This is a genomic window from Mesorhizobium sp. DCY119 (genome assembly GCF_003590645.1).
Taxonomy (GTDB): domain Bacteria; phylum Pseudomonadota; class Alphaproteobacteria; order Rhizobiales; family Rhizobiaceae; genus Mesorhizobium_M.
In genome coordinates, this window is sequence record NZ_CP031834.1 from 1,017,783 (window position 1) to 1,043,968 (window position 26,186).

Here is a 26,186-nt window from a genome sequence, read left to right on the forward strand (position 1 = left end):
GACTTCTTGCGGGACGCCGTTCATTTCGCTAATCGGCTGGCAGCAATTTCTATCGTGCCTGTTTCCAGCAAAGCAGAGGCCAGAGATTTGAGCACAGCGCGCGCCGACGTCGCCATCATCATGGGAAGCCAGTCCGACTGGGCGACAATGCGTCACGCCGCCGAGACGCTGGAAGCGCTCGGCATTGCGCATGACACGCGCATCGTGTCGGCGCATCGCACGCCGCAGCGGCTCTACGATTTCGCCAAGGGGGCTAAGGCCGAAGGGTTCAAGATCGTGATTGCAGGCGCTGGGGGTGCCGCGCATCTTCCCGGCATGACCGCGGCTTTGACATCGCTGCCGGTGTTCGGCGTGCCGGTCGAATCGAAGGCTCTTTCAGGACAGGATTCGCTTCTGTCGATCGTGCAGATGCCGGCTGGCATACCGGTCGGAACCTTGGCCATCGGCAAGTCCGGCGCAGTCAATGCGGCCCTGCTGGCTGCTGCCGTGCTCGCACTTTTTGATGAAAAGCTCGCAGAGCGCCTGGATGCCTGGCGTGCCGAGCAGACCGCCAAGGTCGCGGACCATCCCATGGATGACGCATGAGCGGACCTCTCCCCGCCGGCTCGACGATCGGCATCATCGGCGGCGGCCAGCTCGGTCGCATGCTGGCGATGGCTGCCGCCCGCCTCGGCTATCGCACGGTGATCCTTGAGCCGCAGGCCGATTGTCCGGCATCGCAGGTGGCCAACAGCCAGATCGTTGCTGCCTATGACGATAGTGCCGCCCTTGCCGAACTTGCACGCGCAAGTGCGGTCGTGACCTATGAGTTCGAAAACGTGCCGGTGTCCGCCGCCGAGCTTCTTGCGCGTTCGGTGCCGGTCTATCCGCCGGCCCGCGCCCTCGAGGTCTCGCAGGACCGTGTGGTGGAAAAAAGCTTTCTCAACGGCATCGGCATTCCAACCGCCGATTTTCGCGCCGTCGACAGTGACGAAGACCTTGGCGCGGCGCTCGAAGCCTTCGGCGGTGCCGGCGTGCTGAAGACCCGCCGCATGGGTTATGACGGCAAGGGCCAGCGCCTGTTCCGCAACACCCCGCCGGATGGCGCCGACGGCGCTTATACCGCCATGGGCGGCGTGCCGCTGGTCCTGGAAGCCTTCGTGAGTTTCGACCGCGAGATTTCCGTTATCGCCGCGCGCGGCCGTGACGGGGCGCTTTCGGCCTATGACCCCGCCGAGAACGTCCACAGCAGCGGCATCCTGCACAGCTCGACCGTGCCGGCGACGATCTCTTCGCAGACCGCCCGGAGTGCCACCGAAGCCGCTTTCGCCATTCTTGAGGCGCTCGACTATGTCGGGGTCATCGGCGTCGAATTCTTCGTGCTTCCCAATGGCTCGCTGCTCGTCAACGAGATCGCGCCGCGCGTCCACAATTCGGGCCACTGGACGGAAGCTGCCTGCGCCAACTCGCAGTTCGAGCAGCATATCCGTGCGATCGCCGGGCTGCCGCTCGGCGCGGCCGCGCGACATTCGGATTGCGTGATGGAAAATCTCATCGGCGACGAGGTCGAGCGCGCTGAGAGCCTGCTCGCCGAGCCGGAAGTGGTTCTGCATCTCTACGGCAAGGCGGAAGCCCGCCCTGGCCGGAAGATGGGTCATTTCACCCGGCTGAAGCGCTAATTTGACGGACAAGTGGCTGCCGGAGGTTGACATCGGCAAACACTCTCGTCTAAGAGCCAGCTACAAATTTGAGGCGCGCTGTTGGCGCGCTTTTTGATTAGGCCTTCGGGCCGCATTCGACAGGCAAGACCATGAAGATCAAGAACTCGCTCAAGGCCCTGAAAGGCCGCCATCGCGACAACCAGTTGGTTCGCCGCAAGGGCCGCATCTACATCATCAACAAGACTGCCCCGCGCTACAAGGCTCGCCAGGGCTGAGTGACCGACCCCGAAAGCAAAGCTTCTCGGGGATGACCGGTTCACGGCCTAGGCCTTCACGCGAAATTCAGTTTGACGTTCCGATGCGAGGGGATAGATTCTCTCGCATGCGGAACGTTTTTGCGTTTTTTCTCACCTTTGCTTTGGCCGGCGCTTTCGTGCCGGCGGTTTACGCACAGCAGACCGGACCGGCGACAAGCACGCAGGTGGTCGCCAAGCCCGATCGGCTCGACGCGCTCTTTGGCGACCTGAAGCGCGAGCGCAACGAGCGGGCGGCCCAGCGTATCGCCCAGCGCATCCGCGAGGAATGGAACAGGTCCGGCAGCGCCTCCATCGACCTGATGATGCAGTGGTCGCAAAAGGCGATGGGAGATCAGAAGTTCGATGTCGCGCTCGATTTCCTCGATCAGGTCGTGACGCTCGATCCCTCTTACGCCGAGGGCTGGAACCGCCGCGCGACCGTGCATTTCATGATGCAGAACTTCGGCAAGTCGATGTCGGATATCAACCAGACCCTGCGGCTGGAGCCACGCCATTTCGGGGCGCTGGCCGGCATGGCGCAGATCATGAAGGAGAGGGGCAACAAGCAGCTGGCGCTCAATGCCTGGCAGCGCGTGCTCGATATCTATCCGATGATGCGCAGCGCCCAGAACGAGGTTTCCACGCTTTCGGAAGAGCTAGCCGGTGAAGGCATCTGATGCATCGGCCCGCCGGCGATGCTGATTTTATGGTGCCCGTTTTCCACGCCGCCCGTCGACCGTCCCTGAAATGAACCTGCTCTACGCCGCCGCTGCCTTTCTGCTGGCGCTTCTTTTGGTAATGGTCGGCGTGACGCGCGTGGGCTCGTGGCTGATCGAGCGCCGCAACCCGCCGGTCGGAAGTTTCATCGATATCGATGGCGCGCGCATCCACTATGTTCACGTCCCGCCGGGTGCGAATGCCGATCTTCCGCCGATCGTGTTCATCCATGGCGCCAGCGCCAATCTGAACGATCAGATGGTGCCGCTGCGGCCGCTGCTCGAAGGCCGTGCCGAGATGCTATTCTTCGACCGGCCCGGCCATGGCTGGTCAAGCCGAGGGCCGGGAAACAACGAGAACCCTAGCGCGCAGGCTGCCACGATCGCAAAGCTGATGGACCGGCTCGGCATCAGGCAAGCGATCATCGTCGGCCATTCCTTCGGCGGTGCAGCCACCACGGCACTCGGCCTCGAACATCCTGAAAAAACGCGCGGCCTGGTATTCCTTTCGGCGGCTACCCATCCGTGGCCGGGCGGGGCGACGTCCTGGTATTACAGCCTGACGTCGGTTCCGGTGATCGGCCGGCTGTTTGCCGAAACCGTCACCACGCCCGCCGGGTTGATGCAGCTTGATGGTGCCACGACCTGCGTCTTTGCGCCCAACAAGGTGCCGGACGATTATGCGAAGAGGGCGTCGATCCCGCTGGTGCTGCGTCCGAGCGCCTTCCGCGCCAATGCCATCGATGTCGAGGGCCTCTATCGCTACGCCCTGGCGACCGCACCGCTCTATCGCGAGATCAAAGCGCCGACTGTCGTGGTCTCGGGGGACCGCGATACGGTGGTTTACGAGGAAATCCATTCCGTCGGGCTGGCCCGCGATATTCCGAACTCGGAACTCTTATGGGTCCATAATCTCGGCCACAAGCCGGACTGGATCGCGCCGGACCTTGTCGTCGCGGCTATCGAAAAACTTGCCGGGAAACCTGTCGATCTGCAGGCCACCGCGCGGACTGTGGAGGCGCGCATCGCCGGTGACGCCTATGGCGCGGGCTGCATCGACGAGACGGTTATGGACGGTGAACTCGCGCCGGAATGAAAAGCTGGCTGACAACTCGCCCTGCCGATCCGAATGGCCGGCAGGGCGGAGTTAGCGGGCCTCAAGCGCCGCCGCGGCCTTCCGCGCCGATATAGGCGATGCGCAGCATGTTGGTGGCGCCCGGCGTACGCAGCGGCACGCCTGCCGTGATGATGACGCGGTCACCCGGTCTGCCGAAATTTTCCTCGAAGGCGATGCGGCAGGCGCGATCGACCATGTCGTCGAGGTCGAAGGCATCTTCGGTGACGACGCAATGCGTGCCCCACACCAGCGAAAGCCGGCGCGCGGTTTCGACGACCGGCGAGAGCGCGATGATCGGCACTTGCGGCCGTTCACGCGCGGCGCGCAGGCCGGTCGTTCCGGAAGCCGTGTAGGTGATGATTGCCGAAAGCTTCAGCGTTTCCGCGATCTGGCGCGAAGCCAGCGAAATGGCGTCGGCGCCGGTCGCTTCGGGCTCGGAACGCTGCGCATTGATGATGCCGGGATAGGTGGGGTCCTGCTCGACCCGCTCGGCGATGCGGTTCATCATCGACACGGCTTCAACCGGATATTCGCCCGCCGCAGATTCGGCCGACAGCATGATCGCATCTGCGCCTTCGAATACGGCGATCGACACGTCGGAGACTTCGGCGCGAGTTGGCACCGGGGCTGAGATCATCGATTCCAGCATCTGCGTGGCGACAACCACGGGCTTGCCGGCGCGGCGCGCGGCGCGCGTGATCTGCTTCTGGATGCCGGGAACGGATTCGAGCGGCATTTCCACGCCGAGGTCGCCACGCGCCACCATCAGCGCGTCGGAGAGTTCGATGATCTCGGCGAGCCTCGCCACGGCCTGCGGCTTTTCGATCTTCGACATCAGGAGCGCGCGGCCGCGAGCGATCTTGCGCGCCTCGGCAAGATCCTCGGGCCGCTGGATAAAGGACAGTGCTACCCAGTCGACGCCGGTCGCCAGGACGGCGTCGAGATCGGCGCGGTCCTTCTCGGTCAGCGCGCCGACCGGCAGTTCGGTGTCGGGCAGGCTGACGCCCTTGCGGTCCGAGATGCCTTTGCCGGCAATCACCGTGCATACGATGGATTTTCCATCGCATTTGACTGCCTTCAGTTCCAGCTTGCCGTCGTCGATCAGCAGGCGATGTCCGGGCTGGACCGAGGCAAGGATTTCAGGATGCGGCAGGTGGACGCGCTTGGCGTCGCCCGGTGCCGGGCTGTCGTCGAGCGTGAATTCCTGGCCGAGCTCAAGCGCTTCCTTGCCGTTGGCGAATTTGCCGACGCGCAGCTTCGGGCCCTGCAGGTCGGCCAGAATGCCGATCGGCCGGCCAAGTTCGGTCTCTACCGCGCGAATGCGGCGGACGAGTTCGCGCATGAGCGGGTGGTCGGTGTGGCTCATATTGATGCGGAAGACATCCGCGCCAGCCTCGAAAAGCTTTCGGATCATCTCCTCGGAAGAGGAGGCCGGTCCGATCGTTGCGAGGATTTTTACCTTGCGGCTACGTCTCATGGAGAATTCGTTCCCGTGACGGCTGCTGCGCCGCCCGTTGCGGGCTCGTCGGTCAGCTGGACCATCCAGCTTGCCTGCTCGCCCGTGTCATATTCCTGGAAGCCCGCGCGCTGGAACCCGCGGGCGACGCAATCGGTCACGCCCGCAATCTTGAATTCCTTTTCAGCGACGCACATGTTGATCGGACCGTCCCAGCGCCCACCGCGCTCGGCGTCTTCTGCATAAAGATAGTAAAACCGTGATGACAGAGGACCCTCGATCAGGGTCTTGCAGGTCGAACCTTCGATATGCCACCAGCCTTCGGTGACCCATCCGGCCTTGGCGCGATAGCCGATGCCCACGCCGATCAGGCTCTGCGTGGCGTTGCAGACTCGGAAATCGGCGTGCGCATCGCTTGCGGTGGCAATTGAAAAAATAGGAATTGCGAGGAAAAGAAGCAGCGCCGTCCATGCAGAACGCATGCGCGATGCCCCGGCGAAATCCATCCTCGAACCCCTCTTGTCTGCTGTCAGCATTGTCGGATGCCCCTTTTCGGAAAAGTCCGTGCGCATGTCAACGCGCCCAAGCACGTCAATCCAATCGATTTAAGTGGCTTCATGTCGCATCCTTGATCGCTCTCGCATGATTTCTGCCAGAACATTGACCAAACAACGACATTGCACCCAGCCTAACTTCATGAAATGACGGGCCTATCCCCATCAACACCGGCAGACGGGACGTTTGCAAGCCCATGACGCGATCCGCAGTTTTTGCCCCCTATGAAATCATCGAGGGAGACCGCAAACGCGGCGTCGTCCTGCTTGGCGACCATGCAAAACGTGCTTTGCCCGACGAATATGGCGATCTTGGCCTGCCGCCTGCCGAATTCCAGCGTCATATCGCCTATGACATCGGCGTCGAGCAGGTCACGCGCAAGCTGGCGGCCCTTCTCAGCGCGCCGGCGGTGCTGGCAAACTTCTCGCGTCTGCTGATCGATCCCAATCGCGGCGAGGACGACCCGACACTGATTCGCCAGCTCTATGACGGCACCGTCGTGCCCGGAAACTATCCGATGACGCCGGAGGAGCGGGAACGCCGGCTCGATAATTATTATCGGCCCTATCATGACGCGGTCGGCGCCATGGTTTCCTCCGTCGCGCGGGAATCCGGCAAAGCGCCCTTCCTGTTTTCGGTGCATTCCTTCACGCCGGTAATGCAGGGCTATGTCCGGCCCTGGCATATCGGCCTCTTGTGGGACAGCGACGACCGGGCCATTCGTCCGTTGATCGAGCTTCTTGCCGAGGACGGCACCCTGACTGTCGGCGACAATGAGCCTTATGACGGCGCGCTCCGCGGCGATACCATGTTCAAGCATGCCATCGTCAACGGCTATGCCCATGCGCTGATCGAGATCCGCCAGGACCTGATCGCGGACGATGCCACCGCCGAAGATTGGGCAATCCGGCTCGCGCCGATCGTTGACGCGGTCAATGCGCGCGCCGATATACATGAGGTCAAGCTATTCGGCTCGCGCACGGGGCCAGTATGAAGGAGCCTTCCATGACCGATCTCAGCGAAGACCAGAAACGCGATTTCGAAGCCGCCGCCTTTCGCCGGTTGGTTGAGCATCTGCGCGAGCGCGGCGACGTCCAGAACATCGACCTGATGAACCTGGCCGGCTTCTGCCGCAACTGCCTGTCCAACTGGTATCGCGAGGCGGCCGAGGCGGAAGGGGTAGCCCTCTCCAAGGACGCATCGCGCGAAATCGTCTATGGCATGCCCTATGCCGAATGGCAGGCGCTGCACCAGACCGAAGCGTCGGAAGCCAAGAAGGCCGAATTCGAAGCGCGCCGGCCGAAAGACCACTAGATCGCCGTGCGTCCATTCGGACGCACGAAGGACGATCCAGCACTTGTAGTGAGCATCGGAATATTCCGAAAACCGGATTCCGCTTTTCGGTCCGATGCTGTGACGTTCAACTTTGGCAACAGCGACGATACGCTGCTTTTTCCGCCCTTGACCCCTCAGGCTGGGTAAGGCAATCGAACGCGACCCATCCGCGGCCCGAGTCGCCGCCTTTCATTCGGAGCAGGAAAAATGGCCGACGACATCACCGAAACCAGCCAGACCGTTGCCGCAGGCCAGTTGCGCGCCTTCATCGAGCGCGTCGAGCGTCTCGAGGAAGAGAAACAGACCATCGCCGACGACATCAAGGACGTCTTTGCCGAAATGAAGGGCACCGGTTTCGACACCAAGGCCGTGCGCACCATCATCCGCCTGCGCAAGAAGGACCAGGCCGAGCGGCAGGAAGAGGAAGCGATCCTCGATCTCTACAAGGCCGCCCTCGGCATGGAGTGAGCCATATCGCCGCCCGGCTCAGCGGTGAAACGCAGCCGGGAGCGGGACGATGGATGAATTTGACTTCAGCCGCCTCCGGGCGGCTGAATTTCGACATCGGGTCCGGATGCGGAACCCGCTTGATAAAACTTGAGGGCGCTCGAGCGGGAAATTGTGAAACCCGGCTTTGCTTCCATCCTGAACATGGGTAGAAAGTTGCATGCCGAAATTCAACCGCCGCAAGATACTGGTAATGGCTGCGACGAGCGCCGCGTCGACCGCGCTGGCCGCTTGCACGAGTGGTCCTCCACGCCAGGCGGGATCGTTCGTCCAAACCGCAGAACCCGCGCCGCTGCCACAGCCCGTCGTCAGTCCCAGCTTCGGCGATCCTCGCATGATGTATGCCGCCATGTCCGACGACGGTCATGACATTCCTGCCGTGCCTTTCGAAAAGATTAACCCGAAGTTCTATCGACAGGTCGTGCCGGACCCGACCGGAGAGCAGCCGGGAACCGTGGTCGTCGACACGGCAAACCATTTCCTCTTTCTCGTCGGCAACATGGGGCAAGCAATCCGATATGGTGTTGGTCTTGGCCGCCAGGGTTTTGAGTGGTCGGGCCAGGGGGTGATCCAGTGGAAGCAGAAATGGCCACGCTGGTTCCCGCCCAACGAAATGATCGATCGCCAACCCGAGCTGGAAAAATATCGAGCCCGGCAGATACCGCGGACTAACGATTGGGAGGGCGGCATGGAGGGCGGTGTCAGCAATCCGCTCGGCGCCCGCGCGCTCTACATCTTCCAGGACGGCAAGGATACGCTCTATCGCCTCCACGGCTCTCCGGAATGGTCGTCGATCGGCAAGTCGGTCTCGTCGGGATGCGTACGGCTTATGCACCAGGACATCATCGATCTTTATGACCGGGTTCCCGATGGCACGCCTATTGTTGTCACCGGCGGGTTGTCGTCGGCAGTCTAGAACGGTCAGTTCTTAACAGAACGCCAAACCGCTCTAACTGTCCTTGATCCTGTGCTTCGATCGGGCCAGCGCGCCACACCTGGCCTTGCAGGCGTTGAGGGAGCGGCGAGCGATGGAAGAATTCGACTTCGGCCCCCGCCGGGCGGCTGAATTCCGGCATCGTGCCTTCTGGGCGCTGTTCGAGGAGCGGCACCCCGAGGAAAAGTCTCGCCGGGCGCGGCACGGACCGTGGTTCTGGCAGCGCGGGCTGGCTGAATTCGGCCTCGTCATCACGATGTATGTGGCGCCGGAACCCAATCTCGTTGGCGTTTTCTTCGGCCGCAACGAGAAGCTTGGCGCGGTCGATGCCCAAGCGCGGCTGAAGCCTTTCCAGGCCATTATCGAGAAGCGGCTGAAGATCAGGCCCGAGCAGCGCTTCGATGGCACAAGCCTCGGCTGCACATGGCGGGTGAACTGCTTTGCCGAGGACAACTGGCCGGCCATGGCCGACTGGCTGGTGACCGAGGCCTCGCGCTTCGAGCGTGTCGTGACCGAACTGCTCAGCGAGCGCTAAACCTCAACCAAACAGCACTTCACGCAGCACAACGGCATCATTGTGCGTTTCGTCGCGGGCGGAATAGACCAGCGTCACCATGCCGGTCTTAGCCAATTCGCGCAGATGCTCGAGTTGCTCTTGATGCGTTTCGAGTTCCGCAATGTATCGCCGGCGGAATTCCTGCCACTTTGCCGGATCGTGCCCGAACCATTTTCGTAGCTCGGTGCTGGGTGCGATCTCCTTCATCCACTGGTCCAGCTTCGCGTCCGCCTTGCTTACGCCGCGAGGCCAGAGCCGGTCGACCAGGATGCGGATGCCGTCATCGGCGGACGGCGGCTCGTAGGCCCGCTTGAGCCTGATCCTGTCCGCCGCGATCTTGCTGGCCATGCCTCAAGCAGGCTGGAAGTTCAGCGCGACGCCGTTGATGCAATAGCGCAGGCCAGTCGGCGGCGGGCCGTCCTCGAAGACATGGCCGAGATGGCTGCCGCAACGCGCGCAGTGGCATTCGGTGCGCACCATGCCGTAGCTGCGGTCGACGGTTGTTTCCACCGAACCCTCGACCGGGTCGTTGAAGCTCGGCCAGCCGGTGCCGCTCTCGAATTTCAGCTTCGATTCAAACAGGGGCTGGTCGCAGCCGGCGCAGGTAAAAGTGCCGGCGCGCTTCTCGTAAAGCAGGGCGCAGCTTCCCGGCCGCTCGGTGCCGTGACCGCGCATGACCGCATATTGTTCGGGTGTCAGCAGCGCGCGCCATTCTGCGTCGGTGCGGGTGACGGGATAAGTGTGGGTGTCCATGAGGCCGCCTCCAGGGAAGTTTTGTTCCGGCCGAATGTAAGACCGAAAGTCGGGTTTACCAAGTGCATCCTCAATGCTTCCTCGACAGCTCCCTGGTTGCGCTTTCGAGGCCGGAGAGCGTCAGCGGATACATACGACCGGAAAAAATGTCGCCGATCATCTTGATAGAATGGGTGTAGCTCCAGTGCTTTTCGCGCGTCGGGTTGATCCAGATGGCGTTCGGCCATTGCGCGATGACGCGCTGCAGCCAGAGTGCGCCGGGCTCGGGGTTCCAGTGCTCGACGGAACCGCCGGCATAGGCGATCTCGTAGGGGCTCATCGAGGCGTCGCCGACGAAGATGACCTTGTAGTCGTGGCCATATTTGTGGAGCACGTCGTGGGTCGGGATGACTTCGGAATGGCGGCGGCGATTGTCCTTCCAGACGCCCTCATAGAGGCAGTTGTGGAAGTAAAAATATTCGAGCTGGCGGAATTCGGCGCGCGAGGCTGAAAACAGCTCCTCCACCACCTTGATGTGGTCGTCCATCGAGCCGCCGACATCGAAGAACATCAAGAGCTTGACCGCGTTGCGCCGTTCCGGCCGGGTCTGGACGTCGAGATAACCGTGCTCGGCGGTGGCGTGGATGGTGCCGGGCAGATCGAATTCCTCGTCCGCACCTTCGCGCACCCAGCGCCGCAGGCGCTTCAGCGCAACCTTGATGTTGCGGGTGCCGAGCTCGACGGAATCGTCGAAGTTCTTGAACTCGCGTTTGTCCCACACTTTCACCGCGCGGCGGTGGCGGCTTTCGTTCTGGCCGATGCGTACGCCTTCGGGGTTGTAGCCATAGGCGCCGAAGGGCGAGGTGCCGGCGGTGCCGATCCATTTCGAGCCGCCCTGATGCCGGCCCTTCTGCTCTTCCAGGCGCTTCTTCAGCGTCTCCATCAGCTTTTCGAAGCCGCCCAGCGCCTCGACCAGCTTTTTCTCGTCGTCGCTCAGGTGCTTTTCGGCAAGCCGCCGCAGCCATTCCTCGGGCAGGTTCTCGACATCGATTGCGCCTTCGCCGGCCAATGCCTCGATGCCCTTGAAGACATGGGCAAAGACCTGGTCGAAGCGGTCGATATGGCGCTCGTCCTTCACCAGTGCTGCGCGGGCGAGATAGTAAAAGCCTTCGACGTCGTAGTCGACCAGTCCCGCTTCCAGCCCTTCGAGCAGGGACAGATATTCCCGCAGGGACACAGGGACTTTGGCGGCTTTGAGTTCGAGAAAGAAGGGAATGAACATAGCTTGCTTCATGCCTCCTTCAGGGGCGATCGGGCAAGGGTCAACATGCGGGCAGCCCATAGGCCCGCGAACATTGCGGGCAGGAATACCAGCGCTCCGGGTGCGGCCAGACCAAGTGCCGTCAGCGCCGGCCCCGGACAGAAACCTCCAAGCCCCCAGCCAACGCCAAAGATCGCAGCGCCGGCAAGCAGGCGCGCATCCACATCCTTCGCCGTGGGCAGCCGGAATGCATTCGCCAGCAGCGGGCGGTCACGCTTCAGCACGACGCGATAGCCGAGGAACGCGACAAGCACCGCGCCTATCATCACGAAGGCGAGCGACGGGTCCCATGTTCCGGTGAGATCAAGGAAATTGAGCACCTTGGCGGGGTTCGACATGCCCGAGACGACGAGGCCGATGCCGAAGAGCAGGCCGAGCAGCAAATTGACGACGAATGTCATAGGCTCAGCCTCCAACCATGTGACGCACGACGAAGACCGTGATGAAGGCGGTGGCCATGAAGGTGACCGTAGCGACGATCGAGCGTGTCGAGAGACGCGATATGCCGCAGACGGCGTGCCCGCTGGTGCAGCCGCCGCCGAGGTTCGCGCCGAAGCCGACCAGCAAGCCGGCGATGGCCATGAGGGGCAGGTTCGATGAAACCGTCTGCAGGACGGGCTGGCCAGTCACGGCCATCACGACGAAGGGTGCACAGACGAGGCCCGCCACGAAAGCGAGCGCCGACAGGGTGCCTGTGCCATCCCGATAGGGCGGCAGCAGGCGCGCGGCTATGCCGCTGATCCCGGCGATACGGCCGTCCAGAGCCATCAGCAGCACGGCGGAAAGGCCGATGAGGGCACCGCCGATCAATGAAGCGAACGGCGTGAATTCAGTCATGGATACCTCCGATGGAGCCGATGGGCTTGCGTGGCCACGCGGCGGTCGATGCTACAGCAAATCGCATCCAATGAAATCGCCGGTATGCATGCGAGCATCAGTGTCTTTCGAGTTGTCGTGGTTAACGGGGGGATTCAACCTTTCTTGGTAATTTGTCGTTAGGAATTTCCGTCAGTGGGGTTCGATGGCGTTTTCCCTGGCTGTCGACGTGTTTGTTTGCGTGCGGGTGTCTATGCGTTTCTCAGGAGTTTCAGCAATCCTCTTCGCCTGCATGGCTTTTGCCGGCTGCACATCCAGTTCGGGCGTGGGCGACATCTTGGCGCAGCCGTCGCTTGAAACGACAAGTTCCGTCGTCAGGCCAAGCGGCCCGGTGCCGGCGGCTAGCGTGGGTGCGGTCATTGCCGATTCTCAGCAAACGCTGCCGCACCAGGCATTGGCGGCGGCTGCCCCGGTTCCGCCGGCTGCGGTGGCGCTTGCGGTCGAGTCCAAGTCGGCAGGAATGCCGGTGCCCGAGTTGAAGCCGGTCGCGCTGATGGTGCCTGCCAACCCATCGGCCGGTATGGTGCCGCTTGAGCGCAGCCGCATCTACAGCCGCCAGTTCCGCGACGCCAAGCCGATCAATTTCGGCAAGGCCTCGCCCAGGGCGCTGGCTGTGCACGGTGTCGATGTTTCGCGCTGGCAGGGCGAGATCGACTGGCAGAGACTGCGCAGCCAGGGCGCGAACTTCGCCTATATCAAGGCTACCGACGGCGGCGACCATCTCGACCCGATGTTCCGGAAAAACTGGCGCGGCGCCCAGGAGGCCGGGCTGAAACGCGGCGCCTATCACTTCTTCTACTGGTGCCGCACCGCCGGTGAGCAGGCCGACTGGTTCATCCGCAACGTGCCGAAGGTGGAAGGCGCGCTGCCGCCGGTCATCGACGTCGAATACAATGGCGAGTCGAAATGCCAGCGCCGCCTGTCGCGCGCCAAGGTGCTGGAGAAGATGCAGGTCTTCATGGACAAGCTGGAACGGCACTACGGCCAGCGTCCGATCATCTACACCGCGCCGGATTTCTACCGCGACAATCTCAGGGGCGAATTCCAGGATTATCCGTTCTGGCTCCGCGCCGTCGCCCAGCACCCGTCCAAGGTCTATCCCGGCCGCAAGTGGGTGTTCTGGCAGTATTCGGGGTCCGGGCTGTCGCATGGCGTTGCCGGGAAGATCGACCTCAACGTCTTCCACGGCAGCGAGAGCGACTGGCACCGCTGGGTGTCGAACCAGACCGCGGTGCTTACAGCAGATCGTACTCAATGAAGCCGGTGCGCCGCGCGACGTAGTCGTAGAGCTTGCGCGCGGTGGTGTTGGTCTCGTGCGTCATCCAGTAGACATTGGCGACGCCGATCTTGGCGGCTTCCTGCTTGACCGACTCGATGAGCGCCGCACCGACGCCCTTGCCGCGCACGTCAGGGTCGGCGAACAGATCCTGAAGGTAGCAGTTGTTGACCACCGACCAGCATGAGCGGTGGTACATATAGTGCGTCAGGCCGACCGGCTTGCCGTCGAGCAGCGCGATGAAACCCTTGGGCTCGTACTCGCCTTCGGTAAACAGCCGCTTCCATGTGGTCTGGTAGACTTCCTCCGGCACGGTTGCCTTGTAGAAGATCAGATAGTCGGTCCAGAGACGGCGCCATTCGGCATGGTCGGACTGTTCAAGCGGGCGGATGGTGACTTCGGTCATTGGCTGTCGCTTTCTATCGTCGTTGCTGGCGGTGAGCCTGCCCGAGTGCGAAGCTGTTACCAACGGTCCAGAGATGAAAAAGCGTTGTCCGCGCTTCAGCGCCCCCTCTCCGTCTCGCTACGCGAGCCACCTCTCCCCCATTTCATGGGGGCGAGGAACCCAAGTTCTGTAAAGCCGCAACCTCAATGGGTGCCGGTTCCTCGCCCCGCTTGCGGGGCGAGGTGGCTCGGCGAAGCCGAGAGGGAGAGGGGGACTTGCTACCCCTGCCGCCGCGCCATGAACGCCAGCCGTTCGAACAGGTGAACGTCCTGCTCGTTCTTGAGAAGCGCGCCGTGCAGTTTGGGCAGGGCGTTCTTCGGGTCGGCGCGCAGGTCGGCAGGGTCGATGTCGTCGGCGACCAGCAGCCTGATCCAGTCGAGCGCCTCGGAGGTCGACGGCTTCTTCTTCAGGCCGGCCACGTCGCGGATTTCGTAGAACTGGGTGAGGGCGGCGCGCACGAGGTTCTGCTTGATGCCGGGATAGTGGACCTCGACGATCTTGGTCAGCGTGTCGGCATCGGGGAAGCGGATGTAGTGGAAGAAGCAGCGGCGCAGGAAGGCGTCGGGCAGTTCCTTCTCGTTGTTGGAGGTGATGATGACGATGGGGCGCACATCCGCCCGGATCGTCTCGCCGGTCTCGTAGACGAAGAACTCCATCTTATCGAGTTCCTGCAGCAGGTCGTTGGGGAATTCGATGTCGGCCTTGTCGATCTCGTCGATCAGAAGCACGACCTTCCGGCCGGCGGCGAAGGCTTCCCACAATTTGCCGCGCTTGATGTAGTTCTTGATGTCGTTGAAGCGGTCGTCGCCGAGCTGGCTGTCGCGCAGGCGCGACACGGCGTCATATTCGTAGAGGCCCTGCTGGGCGCGGGTGGTCGATTTGATGTGCCATTCGATCAGGTCGAGGCCAAGGGCGGATGCCACCTGCTTGGCAAGCTCGGTCTTGCCGGTGCCGGGCTCGCCCTTGACCAGCAAGGGCCGCTCCAGCGCGATCGCCGCATTGACCGCGACCATCAGATCCTTTTCGGCAACATAGGCCGAGGTGCCTTCAAAACGCATTCCTAACTCCAGATTGGTGTTGGCCGAGACAGTAGGGGCGGGATGGTGACGGGGCAAGGGTTGTGCCCGCGTTTCCCTACCCCTTGAGGGGAGGGTGGCGGCGAAGCCGCAGGGTGGGGTCGCTGCGGCAGTGCTCGACGTTCTTTTTGCGTTGCGCTCGGCATGAACGACCCCCTCTGGCGCTGCGCGCCATCTCCCCCTCAAGGGGGGAGAAAACGCCGGCGCTTTCATCTAAATTTTTTTCCAAGCCGGCAATTCTCTGGCGTGCACCCTCGATGCGTCCTATATTCAGCGACGACGGTCTGTGCTTCCCGGCAGGAGAACATTTTCCCCGGGGCCTTAACGATCCTTAGGGAGCTGTCCCTGGGAAGACCCGTGGGTCTTTTCATACGGCGCCCACCTACTTTGTAGGTTCCCGGGATCGCTCTCTCCACCGGTTGTGTGGATCGTCACTTCCCCCAATTTCGTTGCGCTTTTCAAAAACGTCGCTTCCGCGATGGCATCCTCGAACTGGCATTTTTTATCCTGCCCCGGCATAAGGGGCGCGATGATGGAAAAAGCACTCAAGAAACAACTGCGCCTGGAAGCGCTGGCGCGCCGCGACGCGCTGCCGGTGGTGTGGCGCATCGAGGCGTCGCTGCAGATGGCGGATATGGCAGCTGCGATCCCGGTCGAGCCGGGGCAGATCGTCTCGGCTTTCTGGCCGATGCGCTCCGAGGTCGATATCAGGCCGCTGATGTTTTCCCTGCGCGAAAAGGGTGCGCGGCTCTGCCTGCCGGCGATCCTCGACAAGACGACGATCGTCTTTCGCGAACTGGTGCGCGGCGCCGAGCTTGTCGAGATGAGTTTTGGCACCGCAGGGCCGCCCGAGGATGCGGAAGTGCTCGATCCGTCGCTGATGCTGATACCGCTGGCCGCCTTCGACGCGCGCGGCCATCGCATCGGCTATGGCGCCGGCTACTACGACCGGGCGATTTCACGCCTGCGCGACAAGGGCCTGGACCCGCGCATGATCGGCATCGCCTTCGATTGCCAGGAGGTGCCGCTGGTGCCCGACGAGCCGCATGACGTGATCATCCCGGAAATCCTGACCGAAAGCGGCCTGCGCCGGTTTGGCGACGCTTGACCACCGGACAGAACAACGGTGGTTTACACGGAGCGCGGTGAGCGAATAAGACTGATTTCCAACGCGCCGTGAACAAAGAACATATGATCAGGAACGCCAAGGCTGAAATGAAGAGCGGTTGGGACCGGCTGCGGTCCATGGGCTTTGCCGAGGTGGCGGCTGCCCTCGACGACGCAGACACTATGCTGCTGGACGAAGCGCCGTTGAACACGCCTGGCCGTGTGCCGCGCGTGAAGATCATCAGGCGCGCGCTACATCTGTCACAGGAAGAATTTGCCAGCCGCTATCTGATCCCGCTGGGGACGTTGCGGGATTGGGAGCAGGGCAGGACGGAACCGGATCAGGCCGCGCGCGCCTATCTTCGCGTTATCGCCAAGGAGCCGGAAACCGTATCGCGCGCGCTCGGAACACGGGACGCTGCATGAGACTTCTTTTTCTCGGGGACATGGTGGGTAAATCCGGCCGCACGGCGGTGTGGCAAAAGCTGCCGGGGCTGATTTCCGACTTCAAGCTGGATTTCGTCATCGTCAATGGCGAGAACGCCGCCGGCGGCTTCGGCATAACCGAGGAAATCTTTCGCGAGACGCTGAATGCCGGGGCCGATGTCGTGACCACCGGCAACCATGTCTGGGACCAGCGCGAGGCGCTGACATTCGCACCGCGCGAGGACCGCTTCCTGCGCCCGGTGAATTTTCCGAAAGGCACGCCGGGGCGCGGTTCGGGCGTCTATATCGCCAGGAACGGCGCACGGGTGTTCGTCTCCAACATCATGGGCCGGGTGTTCATGCATCCCGAGCTGGACGATCCGTTCCAGGCGGTTGAGCGCGAGCTTGCCGCCTGCCCGCTCGGCGAGCAGGCGGATGCTGTGGTGATCGACTTCCATGCCGAGGCGACGAGCGAAAAAATGTGCTTTGCGCATTTCGTCGACGGGCGTGCCAGCCTCGTCGTCGGCACGCATACGCACCAGCCGACCGCCGACCACCAGATCCTCAACGGTGGCACCGCCTACCTGACCGACGCCGGCATGTGCGGCGATTATGATTCCTCGCTCGGCATGGACAAGGAAGAGCCGCTGAACCGGTTTCTTTCGAAAGTGCCGAAGGGACGTTTCGAGGCCGCGAACGGCCCTGCGACGATTTGCGGGCTCGGCGCCGATATATCCGACCGCACCGGGCTTGCCGAGAGGGTTGCGCCGTTGCGGCTCGGGCCACGCCTGGAAGAAACAATGCCTTCTTTCTGGTCTTGACGTTGAAGTAAGCCTGTAGCCTACCTACTTCTGCCGGAATATTTTTCTTTCAGATTGTCAGGGGACATTCAGCAGATGCCGATCATCGACTTTCTGGCGCCGCACTTCGCCTTCGTGAACGATCCGACGGCGTGGGTCGCGCTTGTGACCCTTGTGGTCATGGAGATCGTTCTCGGCATCGACAATCTGATCTTCATCTCGATCCTGACCAACAAGCTGCCGCCCGAGCAGCAATCGCGGGCGCGCAAGCTCGGCATTGGTGCTGCGCTCATCATGCGGCTGGTACTGCTGGCGACGATCTCCTTCATCGTGCAGCTGACAACGCCGGTATTCACCGCACTTGGCCACGGCTTCTCCTGGCGCGACATCATCCTCATCGCGGGCGGCCTGTTCCTGGTGTGGAAGGCGACCAAGGAAATCCATCACACGGTCGACCCGACCGACCATAAGGACGATATCGTCGGCAAGACGGTGAACCTGACCATGGGCGCGGCGATCTTCCAGATTCTCGTTCTCGACCTGGTCTTCTCGGTCGACTCGATCATCACCGCCGTCGGCATGACCGACGAGATCGTCATCATGTATATCGCCGTCATCGCGGCGGTGACGGTGATGCTGGTGGCAGCCGATCCGCTGGCGAAATTCATTGCCAAGAACCCGACCATCGTCATGCTGGCGCTGGGCTTCCTCTTGATGATCGGCATGACGCTGATCGCCGACGGCATGGGCTACCATGTGCCCAAGGGCTACATCTACGCCGCCATGGGCTTCTCGGCGCTGGTCGAGGGGCTCAACATGCTGGCGAGGAAGCGCAAGGCGAAAAGCGGCGGCGGGCACTGAGCATTGCTCAAATCCCCTCCAGCACGACAATCGTCGGCTGGCGCGGCAGGGTTTTCAGCGAGACCGTGAACGAGGGACTGTCGCGGAAGTCGACGGCGAAGCCTTCGCCCACGCGGCGGAGGAATTCATCCAGCGGCGTCGCGTGACGGTGCATGGGCAGTACGACTGACGAATAAAGCCGCGTCGTGATCTCGCTGATAGAGCCGATCGACTGGGTCAGGCCGCCGTCGATCGGCACCATGACGATGTCGAGGCGGCCGATCTGGCCATATTGCTGGTCGCTGAGGCGCGTATGCAGATGGCCGAGATGGCCGATGCACAGGTCTGCCACCTCGAAGATGAAGATCGAATTGCCGTCGCGTTCGAGCTCGCCGCCCCAGCTGCGGATGTCGGTCGGGACGTTGCGGATATAGACATCGTCGACGACGATCCTGTGCTTCGCCGGCCCGCCTTCAGGGTTCCAGCCGCGCAGCACGTGCTCGATGCCGGGGTCGGGCGCGTTGGTGTAGTGCGTGCGGTGTGCCTTGTTCATGGTGACGACGCGCGGCAGCGGATCGCTGCCATAGATGCCGCTGAAGTCGGTGGCAATGCGCACGCCGGCGGGGCTTTCGATGACGTAGGTGGAATGGCCGGCATAGGTGATCTTCACCTCGCCGCTGGTCTTGGCCTGCGCCGGCGTGAAATTCGCATAGGTGACGCCGGGCAGCGCCTGCGCGATGGCGATGCAGCGGCTCGGCACCGGGTCTTCCTGCGCGAATGCGGCCAATGGCCAGAGCAGGAAGGCGAGCAGAAAGGCAAGGCGAAAAGCTGGCATTCCAAGGCTCCCGTCGCAGGCGGCGATGAATGATGCGGCAATGCAATATGACCGGCTACGGGGCATTATCGGGAGTCACGTTTTCGCGAGGGCGGCAAACGCCGGTACTTCTGGACGTTCACCGTCATTCTGGTTTATAAGCCGGCCCATTCCAGATAGCCGAGTAAAGACTAAGGGGTCCCATGGCCGGCCATTCACAATTCAAGAACATCATGCACCGCAAGGGCCGTCAGGACGCGGTGCGCTCGAAAATGTTTTCCAAGCTGGCGCGCGAAATCACCGTCGCCGCCAAGGTCGGCGTGCCCGACCCGGCGATGAACCCGCGTTTGCGGCTGGCCGTGCAGAACGCCAAGGCCGTGTCGATGCCGAAGGACAATATCCAGCGCGCCATCAACAAGGCGTCGGCGGGCGATGCGGAAAACTATGACGAAGTGCGCTACGAGGGCTACGGCCCCGGCGGCGTTGCCGTAATCGTCGAGGTGCTGACCGACAATCGCAACCGCTCGGCGTCCAATGTGCGCGCGGCCTTCACCAAGTCCGGCGGGGCGCTCGGCGAAACCGGCTCGGTGTCCTTCATGTGGGACCGCGTCGGCGAGATTTTCTATCCGGTCTCGGCCGGCAGCGCCGACAAGCTGATGGATGCCGCGATCGAGGCGGGCGCCGACGATGTGCAGTCGGACGAGGACGGCCACACCATCCTCTGCGTTTTCGAGAATCTCGGTGAGGTTTCCAAGGCGCTCGAAGCCTCGCTCGGCGAAGCCGAATCGGTGAAGGCGATCTGGAAGCCGCAGAACAACATTCCGGTCGACGAGGATCGCGCCCAGTCGATCCTGAAGCTCGTCGCCACCCTCGAGGACGATGACGACGTGCAGAACGTCTACGCCAATTTCGAGGTCGACGAAGAGACGATGGCGAAGCTCAGCGCGGCATGACCGAAGCCGCGCCAAAAGCCCGCGTAGCAATCACCTACTGCACCCAGTGCATGTGGCTGCTGCGCGCGGCGTGGCTGGGGCAGGAGCTTCTTTCCACCTTCGGCACCGAGCTTGGCGAGGTCGCGTTGGTGCCGGGCACCGGCGGCGTCTTCGAGATCACCTGCAATGGCGCGTTGATCTGGGAGCGCAAGCGCGACGAGGGTTTTCCCGAGGCCAAGGTGCTGAAGCAGCGCGTGCGCGATATCATTGATCCCGAACGCGATCTCGGCCATTCGGACCGCAAGTAGCGGCCCGCTCGATCATTTGCCGCCACGCGGACCAAGTGCTGCGCCAAGGCCGGCGCCGATGGCTATGCCCATGCCGATGCCCATCGCCAGATCATCGAAGGCGATTCCCAGGGCTGTGCCCATACCAACGCCCAGGGCAATGCCGACTGCCATGTTGGAATAGGGGTCTTTCATCGCGAATTTCCTTTCGAGTGCCTTGAAACGACGGCGCCGAAGCAGTCTACCATATCGGCAACCCGTCACCTGATCCCGCACCGCCACAGAAAAGCGCATATAGGCTTTCATTCGATATGCGCCCCTGATTCTGGGGCGGCAATTCATCGTGAGGGGAACCAGGAATGACATCCAGACCACGCATCGCCATTCTCTTTGGCGGCCGCTCGGCCGAGCATGAGGTTTCAATCCTTTCTGCGAGCAACGTGGTCAAGGCGATAGACACCGCCAGATACGAGATCGTGCCGATCGGCATCGGCCGCGACGGCCGCTGGTTCCTGGCTTCGCTCGATGGCGACGGCGCGTTGCCTTCCTCGGTGCCCGAAACCGGCGCCGAGGTGAGCCTCCTGCCGGGCGGCAAGGGACGCCTGGTTGCCGTTCCCCATGCTGCTGCGCCTTTCGAACTGCCGAAGATCGACGTCCTTTTCCCGGTGCTGCATGGGCCGTTCGGCGAGGACGGCGCGGTGCAGGGCCTGGCCGAGACCGCGAATGTTCCTTACGTCGGTTGCGGCGTTCTGGGGTCGGCCAATGCCATGGACAAGGACGCGGCCAAGCGGCTGCTGAAGGCGGCGGGGGTGCCCGTGGCGCGTGGCGTGACCGTTCATGCCGGCGAGCGGCCTTCGTTCGAAGCGGTCAAGGCCGAACTCGGCCTGCCGGTTTTCGTCAAGCCGGCGCGCCAGGGCTCTTCGGTAGGCGTGAGCAAGGCCGAAACGGCTGCCGAGCTGGACAAGGCGCTGGACGAGGCTTTCAGGCATGACCGCAAGGTGCTGATCGAGGAATTCGTGGCGGGGCGCGAAGTCGAATTCGCAGTGCTCGAGCAGGCCGATGGGACGTTCATCGTTTCAGTGCCGGGCGAGATCGAGCCGGCTGCAAGCCACGGCTTCTACACCTATGAGGCCAAATATGTGGATGCCGATGGCGCTGCACTGCGCGTTCCCGCCGATCTGCCGGAAGCGACAACGACCGCGCTGCAGGAGATCGCCCGCAAGGCATTTTTGGCGCTCGGCTGCGAGGGCATGGCGCGCGTCGACTTCTTCGTGCGCACCGATGGCAGCTCACTCGTCAACGAGCTCAACACCATCCCCGGCTTCACCAATATCAGCATGTATCCGAAGACGATGGCCGCCAGCGGTATCGCCTATCCCGACCTCGTCGGCCGGCTGATCGATCATGCGGTGGCGCGCTGGCAGCGGCAGGGCTGACACGGCCCGCCGCAGCCTCCTTCTACCGCAGCGCCATGATGAAGCAGGCGAGCGAGGCTATGCCGCTGACCGTGCGAACATGGTTCCACGGCAGCCATTCGGCAAGGTAACGGGTCCACAGGCTGGCGCCTTCGCTGGTTTCCGGGCCGGCGGCAGCCAGCGCGTCGTTGAGCGGGACGTTGAAGATCATCGTCACCAGAAGAATGCCGACGATGTAGAGCAGGCTGCCGGCAAGCAGCCAGGCTGAGCCGGGTTCGCTCCAGCCGATGATCGCCTTGACGGCGAGGATCGCGCAGATCAGCGCCGTTCCCATGAAGGCTGTCAGGAACAGCGGGTTGAGGATGACGACGTTGATCGCGTTCATTGCCGCTGCGCCATCGCCTGCGGGCAGGCGCGCAAGGGCCGCCATGATGGTGGTCGAGAAGACGAAGAACAGGCCCGCCATGATGCCGCTGCCCAGCGCGGCGGCGAAGGTGAGGGCGATGAAGAGTGGCGCGATCATTTTTTCTCCTCCCAGATGCCGGTGGCGGCGGTGTCGCGAGCATAATCGGAAAAATCCTTCGGTGCGCGGCCGAGAATGCGCTGTGCGCCGTCGGAGACATGGGCGTTCCGGCCATCGAGCACTTCGGTAAACAGTTCCGTCATCAGGCCGAAGAACTCCGACGGTATGCCAGCCTGCTGCAGCGTCTCGAAGAAGACTTCGTGGGAAATCCGCTCATAGTGGATCTCCCTCCCGCTCGCCTTGCCGATTTCAGCGGCGGCCTCGGCGAAGGTCAGCAGGCGCGGGCCGGTCATCTCGTAGAGCTGTCCGACATGCCCGGGCTCGGTGAGAGCGACGACGGCAGCATCGGCGATGTCGTCAGCATCGATGAAGGGCTCCTTCACGTCGCCGACCGGTAGCGCGATCTCGCCGGCCAGGACAGGATCGATCAGGAAGCTCTCGCTGAAATTCTGTGCGAACCATGCGCAGCGCAGGATGGTCCAGTCGGCGCCGGAGGCCTTGAGTTCCTCTTCGGCGCGCTGTGCCTCCGGCTCGCCACGGCCGGAAAGCAGCACCAGCCGCTTCACGCCGTTTTCCACCGCCAGCCGCGCAAAGGCGCCGACAGCCTCGGTGGCACCCGGTACGGCGATGTCCGGATAATAGGTGATGTAGACGGCGCCAACTCCTTCAAGCACTGCCTTCCAGGTCTTGTCGTCGTTCCAGTCGAAGGGCGGCTGGCCGGAGCGCGAGCCGATGCGCACCGGCAGGCCGCGTGCGGTGAGGCGTTGGGCGACGCGGCTTCCGGTCTTGCCGGTGCCGCCGAGAATGAGGGTCGGTTTGGTGGTCTGGTTGATCGTGTTCATCACTTCCTCCATAATGTGAGTAATCCTCATATTTGCAAATGTGATAAACCCTCATATTATAGCTGTCAACCGGAATTGCATCGAGGACACTATGGAGCCGAGCCCAGCCCCTGCCGAAGACACGCCGACCATGCCGCGCCGCGCCCCGACGCAGCAGCGCAGCCGTGAGCGGGTGGAGCGCATATTGGAAGTCGCCTCCGCGCTGATCGCAACAACCGGCAGCGATGCCATGCGCATGAGCGAAGTGGCTGAAAATGCTGGGATTTCGATCGGTTCGCTGTACCAGTATTTCCCCGACAAGGGCGCGATCCTGCGCATGCTGGCCGAGCGCTACAACGCGCAAGGGCGCGAATGCATCGAGGCCGAGCTTGCCGATGTGCGCGATATGGCGGGGCTGCGTGTGGCCTTCGACCGGCTCATCGACATCTATTACGGGCTGTTCCTGGCCGAGCCGGTGATCCGCGACATCTGGTTCGGCACGCAGGCCGACAAGGGTTTGCGCGATGTCGAACTGGAAAGCGGCCGGCTCAACGGCGCGCTGCTTTCTGCCGTGCTGAAGCGGCTGCGGCCCGAGGCGGAGGAAGCGGAGCTTGATCGCTCGGCGTTTCTCATCATGTCGCTGGGCGAATCGACGATGCGGCTGGCGATCTCGGTCGAGCGTGAGGAGGGCGACGCGCTGGTGGAGAATTACAAGCGCATGGTGCTGCGGGAGATGGAGGCGGGGTGAGGGGAAAGGAGGCTTCTTCCGTTACGCCGGTGCTGCCCCTCATCCGCCTGCCGGCACCTTCTCCCCGTATAGTGACGGGGAGAAGAAGGCTGTCATTGCCGCTGGTGCAAATATTCTCAACGTTGATGATTATGCTAGCCGTAGCGGAAGTCCCCTTCTCCCCGTCACTATACGGGGAGAAGGTCGCGGCAGCGGGATGAGGGGCAGCGCCTACCTTTGCGAGTTGGTCCTTCTTGACCAGATCGCTGTTGCTGTGACCTGGGGTCCAAAACAAAAAACCCGCCTCGAAGGCGGGTTTTTCAATCTCGATCCGAAGATCCAGCTTACATGCCGAGGCCTTCGTAGCGCTTCTTGAACTTCGAGAGACGGCCGCCGCGGTCGAGCAGGGTCTGCTGGCCGCCGGTCCATGCCGGGTGGGTCGAAGGGTCGATGTCGAGGTTCATCGTGTCGCCTTCCTTGCCCCAGGTAGACTTGGTCTGGTACTCGGTGCCGTCGGTCATGACGACCTTGATGGTGTGGTAGTCGGGATGGATATCGGTCTTCATCGGTCTGTTCCTGGCTGTCGCGCTGCGGCTCACGGCTTGCGCCTGCGGCGATGCGCCTCTTTTGAAAACTCGAAGCCGCAGCTATTGAAGAGCCACGGCTTCTAAAACGGTCGCGGTGCCTATACATCAGGCGAAAATGAATCACAAGGCCGCACTCGGCGCTTTTGCCAGATGCGGCTGCACAGGGATGGCAACATGGCTGAGACAGGGCGCAGCGCGGAGGAAGATCGCCGGCGTTCGCTTCAGCCGCTGCGACGGCTTTCCCCTTATATCATGCGTTATCGCGGCATGGTGGTCGGCGCCTGTATTTCACTGGCGACCGCTGCCGGTGTGACGCTGGCGCTGCCGATTGCCGTGCGCCGGATGATCGACCACGGCTTTTCGACCTCCGATTCCGGCTTCATCGCCAATTATTTCTCGATGCTGGTGGTGATGGCGGCGCTGCTCGCGCTCGCCTCGGCCTGCCGCTACTATTTCGTCATCACGCTGGGCGAGCGGGTGGTGGCGGATGTGCGCCGCGACGTTTTTTCCCATGTGACCAAGCTTTCGCCGTCCTTCTTCGACACGGCGCAGTCGGGCGAGATCATCTCGCGGCTGACGGCGGACACGACGCAGGTGAAGTCGGCAGTCGGGGCAACCGCTTCGATGGCGCTGCGCAACGTCATTCTCGGCCTCGGCGCGGTCGGCATGATGGTGGTGACCAGCCCCAAGCTTTCCGGCCTCGTGCTGGTCGCCATTCCCGTCATCGTGCTGCCGCTGGTCGCCTTCGGGCGTTCGGTGCGGCGCAAGTCGCGCGCGGCGCAGGACACGCTTGCAGAAGCGACCGCCTATGCCAGCGAGCAGATCGGCGCGATGCGCATCCTGCAGGCTTTCACCAACGAGAAGCTGGTGACCGGGCGATTTGCGAAGGCCGTGGATACGGCTTTCGAGGCGGCGCGCTCGTCCGTCTTTGCGCGGTCGTTCCTGACCTTCTTCGCCATCTTCACCATCTTCGCCTCGGTCGTGGCGGTGCTGTGGTTCGGCTCGCGTGATGTGCTCTCGGGCACGCTGTCGGCCGGCACGCTCGGCCAGTTCCTGCTCTATTCGGTGTTCGCCGCCGGTGCGCTCGGCGCGCTGTCGGAAGTCTGGGGCGAACTGGCGCAGGCGGCAGGCGCGGCTGAGCGGCTGACCGAGATCCTGGCCGAGGAGCCCGCGATCGCAGCTCCTGCGAACCCGCTGCCGCTGCCAAGCCCGGCGCGGGGTCTCGTCGAATTCCGCGACGTTTCCTTCGCCTACCCGGCGCGGCCGGACCGGCCGACGCTGCACGGCGTCAGCTTCACCATCAATCCGGGCGAGACGGTTGCCATTGTCGGGCCATCGGGAGCCGGCAAGAGCACGATCTTCGCGCTGCTGCTGCGCTTCTACGATCCCGTTTCCGGCTCCATCCTGATCGACGGCGTCGATATCGCCAAGGCCGATCCGCAGGCCGTGCGCAACCGCACGGCGATCGTGCCGCAGGACGTCACCATCTTTGCAGCGACGGCGGGTGAGAATATCGGCTTCGGCCGGCCCGGTGCCGCGCAGGCCGAGATCGAGGTGGCGGCCAAGGACGCGCTGGCCGACGAGTTCATCGAAAAGCTGGCGCAGGGCTACAACACGCAGGTGGGCGAGCGCGGCGTCATGCTGTCGGGCGGTCAGCGCCAGCGCGTGGCGATCGCCCGCGCCATCCTGCGCGATGCGCCGATCCTGCTGCTCGACGAGGCAACCTCGGCGCTCGACGCACAGAGCGAGACGCTGGTGCAGACCGCGCTCGAACGGCTGATGAAAGGCCGCACGACCATCGTCGTCGCGCACCGGCTGGCGACCGTGCTGAAGGCCGACCGTATCCTGGTGATGGATGGCGGGCGCATCGTCGAAGAAGGCACCCATCGCAGCCTGGTGCGCAAGGGCGGCGTCTATGCCGGTCTTGCCAAGCTGCAGTTCGAGACGGGGGCGACCGCGTTTCAGGCGGCGGAATAGGATGCGCTGATATTCAGGCCATGACGGCCTGCAAATGGCGGCTTTCTGCGCTTCCGGTACTCACGTACCCAAACGTACGCTCCGTTCCGGTT

Annotated in this window: 35 protein-coding genes and 1 other RNA gene; 21 read left to right on the top strand and 15 right to left on the bottom strand. The window is 62.9% G+C overall.

Annotated elements, in window-relative coordinates; genetic code table 11:
• Positions 1-87: 87 nt before the first annotated feature.
• The 5 genes from purE (at position 88) to DZG07_RS04860 (ending at position 3,748) form a co-directional block, all read left to right on the top strand.
• Complete coding sequence (gene purE, locus DZG07_RS04840; protein ID WP_091909390.1) at positions 88-585, top strand: 5-(carboxyamino)imidazole ribonucleotide mutase; 498 nt, start codon at positions 88-90, stop codon at positions 583-585.
• Complete coding sequence (locus tag DZG07_RS04845; RefSeq protein WP_119814737.1) at positions 582-1,658, top strand: 5-(carboxyamino)imidazole ribonucleotide synthase; 1,077 nt, start codon at positions 582-584, stop codon at positions 1,656-1,658. The genes purE and DZG07_RS04845 overlap by 4 nt, the downstream gene beginning before the upstream one ends.
• A gap of 131 nt (positions 1,659-1,789) precedes the next feature.
• Positions 1,790-1,915 carry a type B 50S ribosomal protein L36 gene (gene ykgO, locus DZG07_RS04850; protein WP_008834857.1) on the top strand — a complete coding sequence of 42 codons (126 nt, stop codon included), beginning with the start codon at positions 1,790-1,792 and terminating at the stop codon, positions 1,913-1,915.
• A gap of 107 nt (positions 1,916-2,022) precedes the next feature.
• On the top strand, positions 2,023-2,613 hold the full coding sequence (locus tag DZG07_RS04855; protein WP_119814740.1) for a hypothetical protein: 591 nt from the start codon (positions 2,023-2,025) through the stop codon (positions 2,611-2,613).
• 70 nt (positions 2,614-2,683) lie between these two features.
• Entirely contained in the window at positions 2,684-3,748 is a 1,065-nt protein-coding gene (locus DZG07_RS04860; protein ID WP_119814743.1) for an alpha/beta hydrolase, read from the top strand.
• 61 nt (positions 3,749-3,809) lie between these two features.
• On the opposite strand, the gene pyk is transcribed toward DZG07_RS04860, so the two are convergent.
• Both pyk and DZG07_RS04870 read right to left on the bottom strand, forming a co-directional pair.
• Entirely contained in the window at positions 3,810-5,246 is a 1,437-nt protein-coding gene (gene pyk, locus DZG07_RS04865; RefSeq protein WP_119814746.1) for a pyruvate kinase, read from the bottom strand.
• Entirely contained in the window at positions 5,243-5,707 is a 465-nt protein-coding gene (locus tag DZG07_RS04870; RefSeq protein ID WP_244537709.1) for a DUF1036 domain-containing protein, read from the bottom strand. The genes pyk and DZG07_RS04870 overlap by 4 nt, the downstream gene beginning before the upstream one ends.
• Before the next feature lie 269 nt (positions 5,708-5,976).
• Between DZG07_RS04870 and DZG07_RS04875 the strand changes: the two genes are divergently transcribed.
• The 5 genes from DZG07_RS04875 (at position 5,977) to DZG07_RS04895 (ending at position 9,091) form a co-directional block, all read left to right on the top strand.
• Complete coding sequence (locus DZG07_RS04875) at positions 5,977-6,774, top strand: N-formylglutamate amidohydrolase (RefSeq protein ID WP_119814749.1); 798 nt, start codon at positions 5,977-5,979, stop codon at positions 6,772-6,774.
• Between the two features lie 11 nt (positions 6,775-6,785).
• Positions 6,786-7,094, top strand: coding sequence for a DUF1244 domain-containing protein (locus DZG07_RS04880; RefSeq protein WP_091910257.1), 309 nt, complete (start codon positions 6,786-6,788; stop codon positions 7,092-7,094).
• A 228-nt stretch (positions 7,095-7,322) separates the two neighbouring features.
• Positions 7,323-7,583, top strand: coding sequence for a DUF2312 domain-containing protein (locus DZG07_RS04885; protein ID WP_091909407.1), 261 nt, complete (start codon positions 7,323-7,325; stop codon positions 7,581-7,583).
• Positions 7,584-7,782: 199 nt separating this feature from the next.
• On the top strand, positions 7,783-8,538 hold the full coding sequence (locus tag DZG07_RS04890; protein WP_119814752.1) for a L,D-transpeptidase: 756 nt from the start codon (positions 7,783-7,785) through the stop codon (positions 8,536-8,538).
• A 112-nt stretch (positions 8,539-8,650) separates the two neighbouring features.
• On the top strand, positions 8,651-9,091 hold the full coding sequence (locus DZG07_RS04895; RefSeq protein WP_091909413.1) for a hypothetical protein: 441 nt from the start codon (positions 8,651-8,653) through the stop codon (positions 9,089-9,091).
• Between the two features lie 3 nt (positions 9,092-9,094).
• Here DZG07_RS04895 and DZG07_RS04900 read toward each other — a convergent pair whose 3' ends face one another.
• The 6 genes from DZG07_RS04900 to DZG07_RS24175 form a co-directional block, all read right to left on the bottom strand.
• The gene (locus DZG07_RS04900) at positions 9,095-9,460 is read right to left on the bottom strand and encodes a DUF488 domain-containing protein (RefSeq protein WP_119814755.1); all 366 of its coding nucleotides are present in this window, start codon (positions 9,458-9,460) and stop codon (positions 9,095-9,097) included.
• 3 nt (positions 9,461-9,463) lie between these two features.
• A complete protein-coding gene (gene msrB, locus DZG07_RS04905; protein ID WP_091909420.1) occupies positions 9,464-9,865 on the bottom strand; it encodes a peptide-methionine (R)-S-oxide reductase MsrB in 402 nt (133 codons plus the stop codon).
• Between the two features lie 70 nt (positions 9,866-9,935).
• Positions 9,936-11,126, bottom strand: coding sequence for a VWA domain-containing protein (locus DZG07_RS04910; RefSeq protein WP_119821414.1), 1,191 nt, complete (start codon positions 11,124-11,126; stop codon positions 9,936-9,938).
• Positions 11,127-11,134: 8 nt separating this feature from the next.
• Entirely contained in the window at positions 11,135-11,566 is a 432-nt protein-coding gene (locus DZG07_RS04915; protein ID WP_119814758.1) for a DUF6691 family protein, read from the bottom strand.
• 4 nt (positions 11,567-11,570) lie between these two features.
• The gene (locus DZG07_RS04920) at positions 11,571-12,002 is read right to left on the bottom strand and encodes a YeeE/YedE family protein (RefSeq protein ID WP_119814761.1); all 432 of its coding nucleotides are present in this window, start codon (positions 12,000-12,002) and stop codon (positions 11,571-11,573) included.
• Positions 12,003-12,173: 171 nt separating this feature from the next.
• Positions 12,174-12,401: a hypothetical protein gene (locus DZG07_RS24175; RefSeq protein ID WP_245429584.1), complete on the bottom strand. Its 228-nt coding sequence runs from the start codon at positions 12,399-12,401 to the stop codon at positions 12,174-12,176.
• Between DZG07_RS24175 and DZG07_RS04925 the strand changes: the two genes are divergently transcribed.
• Positions 12,388-13,299, top strand: a complete 912-nt coding sequence (locus tag DZG07_RS04925) for a glycoside hydrolase family 25 protein (RefSeq protein WP_245429585.1) — start codon at positions 12,388-12,390, stop codon at positions 13,297-13,299. The two genes, DZG07_RS24175 and DZG07_RS04925, sit on opposite strands and share 14 nt — an antisense overlap.
• Here the strand turns inward: DZG07_RS04925 and DZG07_RS04930 are convergent.
• A complete protein-coding gene (locus DZG07_RS04930) occupies positions 13,277-13,723 on the bottom strand; it encodes a GNAT family N-acetyltransferase (protein WP_119814764.1) in 447 nt (148 codons plus the stop codon). The two genes, DZG07_RS04925 and DZG07_RS04930, sit on opposite strands and share 23 nt — an antisense overlap.
• Positions 13,724-13,980: 257 nt before the next feature.
• Complete coding sequence (locus tag DZG07_RS04935; protein ID WP_119814767.1) at positions 13,981-14,820, bottom strand: MoxR family ATPase; 840 nt, start codon at positions 14,818-14,820, stop codon at positions 13,981-13,983.
• 296 nt (positions 14,821-15,116) lie between these two features.
• On the opposite strand from DZG07_RS04935, the gene ssrS reads away from it, so the two are divergent.
• From ssrS to DZG07_RS04960, 5 genes are all read left to right on the top strand, one after another.
• A non-coding RNA gene (gene ssrS, locus DZG07_RS04940) (6S RNA) lies at positions 15,117-15,272 on the top strand.
• Between the two features lie 95 nt (positions 15,273-15,367).
• Complete coding sequence (locus DZG07_RS04945; protein WP_119814770.1) at positions 15,368-15,946, top strand: 5-formyltetrahydrofolate cyclo-ligase; 579 nt, start codon at positions 15,368-15,370, stop codon at positions 15,944-15,946.
• A gap of 182 nt (positions 15,947-16,128) precedes the next feature.
• Entirely contained in the window at positions 16,129-16,371 is a 243-nt protein-coding gene (locus DZG07_RS04950) for a helix-turn-helix domain-containing protein (RefSeq protein ID WP_245429628.1), read from the top strand.
• Positions 16,368-17,192, top strand: a complete 825-nt coding sequence (locus DZG07_RS04955; RefSeq protein ID WP_119814773.1) for a YmdB family metallophosphoesterase — start codon at positions 16,368-16,370, stop codon at positions 17,190-17,192. Before DZG07_RS04950 ends, DZG07_RS04955 begins: the two co-directional genes overlap by 4 nt.
• Before the next feature lie 75 nt (positions 17,193-17,267).
• The gene (locus DZG07_RS04960) at positions 17,268-18,032 is read left to right on the top strand and encodes a TerC family protein (RefSeq protein ID WP_091909441.1); all 765 of its coding nucleotides are present in this window, start codon (positions 17,268-17,270) and stop codon (positions 18,030-18,032) included.
• Between the two features lie 7 nt (positions 18,033-18,039).
• Here DZG07_RS04960 and DZG07_RS04965 read toward each other — a convergent pair whose 3' ends face one another.
• Positions 18,040-18,846, bottom strand: a complete 807-nt coding sequence (locus tag DZG07_RS04965; protein WP_119814776.1) for an MBL fold metallo-hydrolase — start codon at positions 18,844-18,846, stop codon at positions 18,040-18,042.
• Between the two features lie 182 nt (positions 18,847-19,028).
• On the opposite strand from DZG07_RS04965, the gene DZG07_RS04970 reads away from it, so the two are divergent.
• A complete protein-coding gene (locus DZG07_RS04970; RefSeq protein ID WP_119814779.1) occupies positions 19,029-19,778 on the top strand; it encodes a YebC/PmpR family DNA-binding transcriptional regulator in 750 nt (249 codons plus the stop codon).
• On the top strand, positions 19,775-20,065 hold the full coding sequence (locus DZG07_RS04975) for a SelT/SelW/SelH family protein (protein ID WP_119814782.1): 291 nt from the start codon (positions 19,775-19,777) through the stop codon (positions 20,063-20,065). The genes DZG07_RS04970 and DZG07_RS04975 overlap by 4 nt, the downstream gene beginning before the upstream one ends.
• A 12-nt stretch (positions 20,066-20,077) precedes the next feature.
• Here the strand turns inward: DZG07_RS04975 and DZG07_RS23735 are convergent, their stop codons facing one another.
• Entirely contained in the window at positions 20,078-20,239 is a 162-nt protein-coding gene (locus DZG07_RS23735) for a hypothetical protein (protein WP_162931552.1), read from the bottom strand.
• Between the two features lie 164 nt (positions 20,240-20,403).
• On the opposite strand from DZG07_RS23735, the gene DZG07_RS04985 reads away from it, so the two are divergent.
• Entirely contained in the window at positions 20,404-21,480 is a 1,077-nt protein-coding gene (locus tag DZG07_RS04985) for a D-alanine--D-alanine ligase family protein (RefSeq protein WP_119814789.1), read from the top strand.
• 22 nt (positions 21,481-21,502) lie between these two features.
• Here the strand turns inward: DZG07_RS04985 and DZG07_RS04990 are convergent, their stop codons facing one another.
• Both DZG07_RS04990 and DZG07_RS04995 read right to left on the bottom strand, forming a co-directional pair.
• Positions 21,503-21,982, bottom strand: coding sequence for an anthrone oxygenase family protein (locus DZG07_RS04990; protein WP_119814792.1), 480 nt, complete (start codon positions 21,980-21,982; stop codon positions 21,503-21,505).
• The gene (locus DZG07_RS04995; RefSeq protein ID WP_119821420.1) at positions 21,979-22,824 is read right to left on the bottom strand and encodes an NAD(P)H-binding protein; all 846 of its coding nucleotides are present in this window, start codon (positions 22,822-22,824) and stop codon (positions 21,979-21,981) included. Before DZG07_RS04995 ends, DZG07_RS04990 begins: the two co-directional genes overlap by 4 nt.
• A 91-nt stretch (positions 22,825-22,915) precedes the next feature.
• Between DZG07_RS04995 and DZG07_RS05000 the strand changes: the two genes are divergently transcribed.
• A complete protein-coding gene (locus tag DZG07_RS05000) occupies positions 22,916-23,551 on the top strand; it encodes a TetR/AcrR family transcriptional regulator (protein ID WP_119814794.1) in 636 nt (211 codons plus the stop codon).
• Between the two features lie 323 nt (positions 23,552-23,874).
• Here DZG07_RS05000 and rpmE read toward each other — a convergent pair whose 3' ends face one another.
• Positions 23,875-24,096, bottom strand: coding sequence for a 50S ribosomal protein L31 (rpmE, locus tag DZG07_RS05010; protein WP_091909459.1), 222 nt, complete (start codon positions 24,094-24,096; stop codon positions 23,875-23,877).
• A 195-nt stretch (positions 24,097-24,291) separates the two neighbouring features.
• On the opposite strand from rpmE, the gene DZG07_RS05015 reads away from it, so the two are divergent.
• The gene (locus DZG07_RS05015; protein ID WP_119821422.1) at positions 24,292-26,094 is read left to right on the top strand and encodes an ABC transporter transmembrane domain-containing protein; all 1,803 of its coding nucleotides are present in this window, start codon (positions 24,292-24,294) and stop codon (positions 26,092-26,094) included.
• Positions 26,095-26,186: the final 92 nt, after the last annotated feature.